General features: G+C 74.4%; 4 protein-coding genes, 1 tRNA gene and 1 pseudogene. 3 read left to right on the forward strand and 3 right to left on the reverse strand.

Features of this window, described 5'->3' with window-relative positions:
* Together GTR02_RS24715 and GTR02_RS19490 are read right to left on the reverse strand one after the other, a co-directional pair.
* Positions 1 to 324 (reverse strand): CoA-binding protein (locus tag GTR02_RS24715; RefSeq protein WP_338073938.1); only part of this gene is annotated, 324 nt, incomplete at its 3' end.
* On the reverse strand, positions 321 to 1667 hold the full coding sequence (locus GTR02_RS19490; protein ID WP_166609144.1) for an aminotransferase class V-fold PLP-dependent enzyme: 1347 nt from the start codon (positions 1665 to 1667) through the stop codon (positions 321 to 323). The genes GTR02_RS19490 and GTR02_RS24715, both read right to left, overlap by 4 nt.
* A gap of 55 nt (positions 1668 to 1722) precedes the next feature.
* Here GTR02_RS19490 and dnaG point away from each other — a divergent pair, with 55 nt between their 5' ends.
* From dnaG to GTR02_RS19505, 3 genes are all read left to right on the forward strand, one after another.
* The gene (gene dnaG / locus GTR02_RS19495) at positions 1723 to 3603 is read left to right on the forward strand and encodes a DNA primase (RefSeq protein ID WP_166609145.1); all 1881 of its coding nucleotides are present in this window, start codon (positions 1723 to 1725) and stop codon (positions 3601 to 3603) included.
* A gap of 150 nt (positions 3604 to 3753) precedes the next feature.
* A tRNA-Asn gene (locus GTR02_RS19500) sits at positions 3754 to 3826 on the forward strand.
* Positions 3827 to 3920: 94 nt separating this feature from the next.
* Positions 3921 to 4601: an HNH endonuclease family protein gene (locus GTR02_RS19505; protein WP_338073939.1), complete on the forward strand. Its 681-nt coding sequence runs from the start codon at positions 3921 to 3923 to the stop codon at positions 4599 to 4601.
* A 22-nt stretch (positions 4602 to 4623) separates the two neighbouring features.
* Here the strand turns inward: GTR02_RS19505 and GTR02_RS24980 are convergent.
* Positions 4624 to 5288 (reverse strand): annotated as a pseudogene (locus GTR02_RS24980) (pyridoxal-phosphate dependent enzyme).
* Between the last annotated feature and the right edge of the window lie 20 nt (positions 5289 to 5308).

Below are 5308 nucleotides of genomic sequence, written 5' to 3' on the forward strand. Positions count from 1 at the left end.
GTGGGCGGGCCGGCCGAGGATCGTCTCCTCGTGCGGGTTGACGAACCACACCTCGAAGTCGGAGCTCGCGAGCAGGTAGGTCGAGACGAAGTACGAGGCGCGCGAGGACTTGTTCGACGCCCCGACGACCGCGACCGTCCGGCTGCGCCGCAGGATGCGGAGCCGCTCGCCCGGGCGGGGCGCGGTCCAGGCGCCCGCGCTGCCGTCGACGGGGGCGTCGTGGGAGCTCGTCGCCGGGGCGGCCGGCGCCGACGGTTGCGCCGCCACAGTCCCCGTGTCGCCGATGGAGCCGAGGGTCACGTCGGTGGGGTCGGTGGCGCTCACGCCCCGGCTCCCTTCGTCGCGACCGTGAGGGCCTGGTCGAGGTCCCACAGGACGTCGTCGACGTCCTCGAGCCCGACGCTGATCCGGATCAGGTCCTCGGGGACCCCGGCGGAGGCGAGCTGCGCGGGGCTGAGCTGCTGGTGGGTCGTGCTCGCGGGGTGGAGCACGAGCGTGCGCGCGTCGCCGATGTTCGCGAGGTGCGAGCACAGCCGGCAGGCCTCGATGAACCGCTCACCCGCCGCGCGACCGCCCGCGACGCCGAAGGAGAACACCGCTCCCGGGCCCTCGGGCAGGAACCGCTGCGCGCGGTCGTGGTGCGGGTGCGACGGCAGGCCGGAGTAGCGGACCCAGCTCACGCGCTCGTCCGCCTCGAGCCACTCGGCGACCCGGCGCGCGTTGGCGACGTGCTCGCGCATGCGCTGCGGCAGCGTCTCCACGCCGAGCAGCAGCAGGAACGCGCTGTGCGGGGAGAGGGTCGCGCCGACGTCGCGCAGCTGCTCGCTGCGCAGCTTGGTGAGGAACCCGTACTCGGCGAAGTTCCCCCACCACGACAGCCCGCCGTAGCTGGTGACGGGTTCGGTCATCTGCGGGAACCGGCCGTTGTCCCACGGGAACGTGCCGGCGTCCACGACGATCCCGCCGAGCGTCGTCCCGTGGCCGCCGAGGAACTTCGTCGCGGAGTGGATGACGATGTCCGCGCCGTGCTCGACGGGGCGGCACAGGTACGGCGTGGCGGTGGTCGCGTCGACCACGAGCGGAACGCCTGCGGCGTGGGCGACGTCGGCCAGGGCGCGGATGTCGGCGATCACCGTGGAGGGGTTCGCGACCAGCTCGGTGAACACCAGCTTGGTCTTCTCCGTGATGGCCGCGGCCACCGCCTCGGGCTCCGGGTCGACGAAGACGGTGTCGACGCCGAAGCGGCGCAGCGTGACGTCGAGCTGCGTGACCGTGCCGCCGTAGAGGTTGTTGGAGGCGACGATGTGGTCGCCCGCGCCCGCGAGGGCGGCGAAGGTGAGGAACTCCGCCGACTGCCCGCTGCTGCACGCGAGCGCCCCCAGGCCGCCCTCGAGCGAGGCCATCCGCTCCTCCAGGGCCGCCACGGTGGGGTTGGAGATGCGGCTGTAGATGTTGCCGTACTTCTGCAGCGCGAAGAGGTTGGCCGCGTCGGCGGCGTCCTCGAAGACGAAGCTGGTCGTCTGGTAGATCGGGACCGCGCGGGCCCCGGTCGTGGGCTCGGGGACGGCGCCCGCGTGGACCGCCCGGGTGCGGAAGCCCCAGGCGCGGTCGCTCGTGACGTCACGACGTGCGGTGCCGGTCTGCTCACTGGCAGCGGGATCGTTCACAGGGGCGATCCTGCCACTCGGCCGGGGCCGCGCCGACGGACCTACACTCGGGCCCGTGCCCGGCCGCATCCACCCCGACGACCTCCTGGCGGTCAAGGAGACCGTCAAGATCGACGAGGTCGTCGGCGCGCAGGTCGCGCTGCGGCCCGGCGGGGTGGGCTCCTTCAAGGGCCTGTGCCCCTTCCACGACGAGCGGACCCCCAGCTTCACCGTGCGCCCCCTCGTCGGGCGCTGGCACTGCTTCGGCTGCGGCGAGGGCGGCGACGTCATCGAGTTCGTCCAGCGCATCGACGGCCTGGGCTTCACCGAGGCCGTCGAGCGGCTCGCGTCCCAGGTCGGCATCACCCTGCGCTACGTCGACGACGCGGGCCGGGCGGGGCAGCGTCCCAGCGGCGCCGGGGTCGGTCAGCGGCAGCGGCTGCTGGAGGCGCACCGCGTGGCGGAGGAGTTCTACTGCGCCGAGCTGGAGGCCGAGGGCCCCGCCGACACGGCGCGCCGGTTCCTGGCCGAGCGCGGCTTCGGCCGGGCCGAGGCGGCCGGCTTCGGCGTCGGCTTCGCCCCCTCCAGCGGCGAGGCGCTGCTGAAGCACCTGCGGGGCAAGGGGTTCACGGAGGACGAGCTGCTCACGTCCGGGCTCGCCGCGCGGTCGCAGCGCGGCAGCCTGTACGACCGCTTCCGCGGCCGCCTCGTGTGGCCGATCCGCGACGTCAGCGGCGCCACGGTCGCGTTCGGGGCCCGCCGCCTCTTCGACGACGACCGGATCGAGGCCAAGTACCTCAACAGCCCTGAGACGCCCGTGTACAAGAAGACGCACGCCCTGTACGGCCTCGACCTCGCCAAGCGCGACATCGGGCGCAGGAAGCAGGTCGTCATCGTCGAGGGCTACACCGACGTGATGGCCTGCCACCTCGCGGGCGTGACGACGGCGGTGGCGACCTGCGGCACGGCCTTCGGCGAGGAGCACGTCCGCATCGTGCGGCGCATGCTCGGCGACGCCGACGGCTCCGGCGAGGTCGTCTTCACCTTCGACGGCGACGCGGCCGGGCAGAAGGCGGCGCTGAAGGCCTTCGAGCTGGACCAGCGCTTCTCCTCGCAGACCTACGTCGCGGTCGAGCCGGGCGGGGCCGACCCGTGCGACCTGCGGCTGGCGCAGGGCGACCAGGCGGTCGTCGCGCTGATCGCCGCGCGCGTGCCGCTCTTCGAGTTCGCGATCCGCTCGACGCTGGAGCGCTTCGACCTCGACAACGAGGCCGGCCGCCTCGCCGCCTTGGACGCGGCCGCACCCATCGTCGCGGGCATCCGCGACGTGGGCCTGCAGCACCGCTACGCCGTCAACCTCGACCGCTGGCTCGGCTTCCTGGACGAGCGCTTCGTCCTGGACCGGGTCCGCCGGCACGGGCGCCGCGAGGGCGGGCCCGCGGCCCCCGCGCGCCGGGAGGCGTCCGTGCGCGCCCGCGTCGACCCGCTCGACCCGGTGGCGGTGCTCGAGCGCCGGGTGCTGGCGTGCGTCCTGCAGTACCCGTCGGCGGTGGCGACGGACTTCGCTGCCCTGGAGGACGGGGCCTTCACCTCCCCCGCCCACCAGGCCGTGCACGACGCGGTCACCGCCGCAGGCGGGCCGCTGGAGGCGCCGCCGGGCACCGCCTGGGTCTCCGGCGTCCTGGAGTACGCGTCCGGTCCGGTCGCGGCCCTGGTGCAGGAGCTCGCCGTGATGGACCTCCCCGTCGCCGACGAGTCCGAGGTGGAGCGCTGGGGCCGGTCGATGATCGCGGCCCTGGCGCTGCAGTCGGCGACCCGCGCGGTCGCGCAGGCGCGCCGGGCCCTGCAGCGGCTCGACCCGCAGGCCCAGGCGGGCGAGTACGGCGAGGCGACCACGGAGCTGTTCCGGCTGGAGGCGCTGCGCCGGGCGCTGCAGGAGCGCGCGCAGGGCGCCTGAGACCCCGCGCGGGCTCAGGTCCCCCGGCCCGTGGCCGATGGGTGGGGCAGTCGAGCGCACCACCCGCCTCGTGACGCGAGCGTCGCAGCCGGGCTGGTACGGTTGACGTGCTGTGGCCGCAGGAACCCGAACGGGTGAGAGCGGTCGTGGTCCCGCCTAGCTCAATTGGCAGAGCAGCCGGCTGTTAACCGGCAGGTTACTGGTTCGAGTCCAGTGGCGGGAGCTCCACGGAGCACCGGCAGGGGGCGCGCGACTCACGTCGCGCGCCCCCTTTCGTCGTCGTGTGCTCCGCGAGGACCGGCGGGCGAGGGGGAGCGGTGCGGCAGCGCGGACGCAGCGGTGCCGCCGCCGCCATCCTGGTCCCGCTCCTGCTGGTGGTCCTGGTGGTGGTCGTGCTCGGGCAGCGCGGCGGCGAGAGGGGCGCCCCGTCCGGTGGCAGCGCGGTCGCCGCGCTGGCCGAGCTGGAGGTGGCCCCGGAGGGCTCCTCGCGCGGGTACCAGCGCGACCGGTTCGGCCCGTCCTGGGCGGACGTCGACGGCAACGGCTGCAGCACGCGCGACGACGTCCTGCGCCGCGACCTCACCCGGGTGCGCACGCGCGAGGGTGGGTGCGTGGTCCTGAGCGGCACCCTGGACGACCCGTACTCCGACGCGGTGATCTCCTTCCGGCGGGGGGCGGACACCAGCGCGGACGTGCAGGTCGACCACGTCGTGGCGCTCGCCGACGCGTGGCGGACCGGGGCCTCGGAGTTCTCCGACGAGGACTTGCGGGAGTTCGCCAACGACCCCCTGGAACTGCTCGCGGTCGACGGGACGCTGAACTCGGCCAAGGGCGATGACGATGCGGCGCAGTGGTTGCCGCCCGAGGGTGCGTGCCCGTACGTCGCCCGGCAGATCGCCGTCAAGCGCGCCTGGGGGCTGTGGGTCACCCCCGCCGAGCACGACGCCATGGCCGAGGTGCTCGCCGGCTGCCCCGGCGAGCGGCTGCCCACCTCCTGAGGGGCACCGCCCGCCGGCGCGGTCAGCGGAAGAGTGCGCTGTAGGCGTTGAGCGCGGGCTGCCCGCCGGGGTGGGCGTACAGCACGGTGGAGCCGGCCGGGATCCGCCCGTCGCGGACCAGGTCGATCAGCCCGGCCATCGACTTGCCCTCGTACACGGGGTCGAGCACGACGCCCTCCAGGCGCCCCGTGAGCCGCATGGCGTCGAGCGTGGACGCCACAGGGATGCCGTAGGCGTCGCCCGCCCAGCCCGCCAGGACGGTGATCTCGTCGTCGCGCAGGTCGCGGCCGAGGTCGATGAGGTTCGCGGTGCGACGGGCGATCCGCTCGACCTGCGTCTGCGTCTCGGCGATGCGGTCGGACGCGTCGATGCCGAGGACCCGCCGCGGCCGGTCCTGTCCGGCGAAACCCGCGATCATCCCGGCGTGCGTGGAGCCGGTCACCGAGCACACAACGACGGTGTCGAGGAAGACGCCGAGCTCCTCCTCCTGCCGCCCTTCGCCAGCGCGTCGGGCACGAGGTACTCGAGCTTGCGAGTCTTGTTGCCGCCGTGGGCGAGACCGGAGTTGACGTCCTCGCGCTTGGCCCAGACCGAGACGTCGCCCAGGTGGGCGCTCAGGCGCGGCAGCGGGTGCACGGGGCTCGGCCCGAACGTCAGCGGGTGGCGAGGGAACTGGTCGAGGCGCACGGGAGGGCTCCAGTCGGGGG

This window comes from Kineococcus siccus (assembly GCF_009906795.1).
GTDB classification, from domain to species: domain Bacteria; phylum Actinomycetota; class Actinomycetes; order Actinomycetales; family Kineococcaceae; genus Kineococcus; species Kineococcus siccus.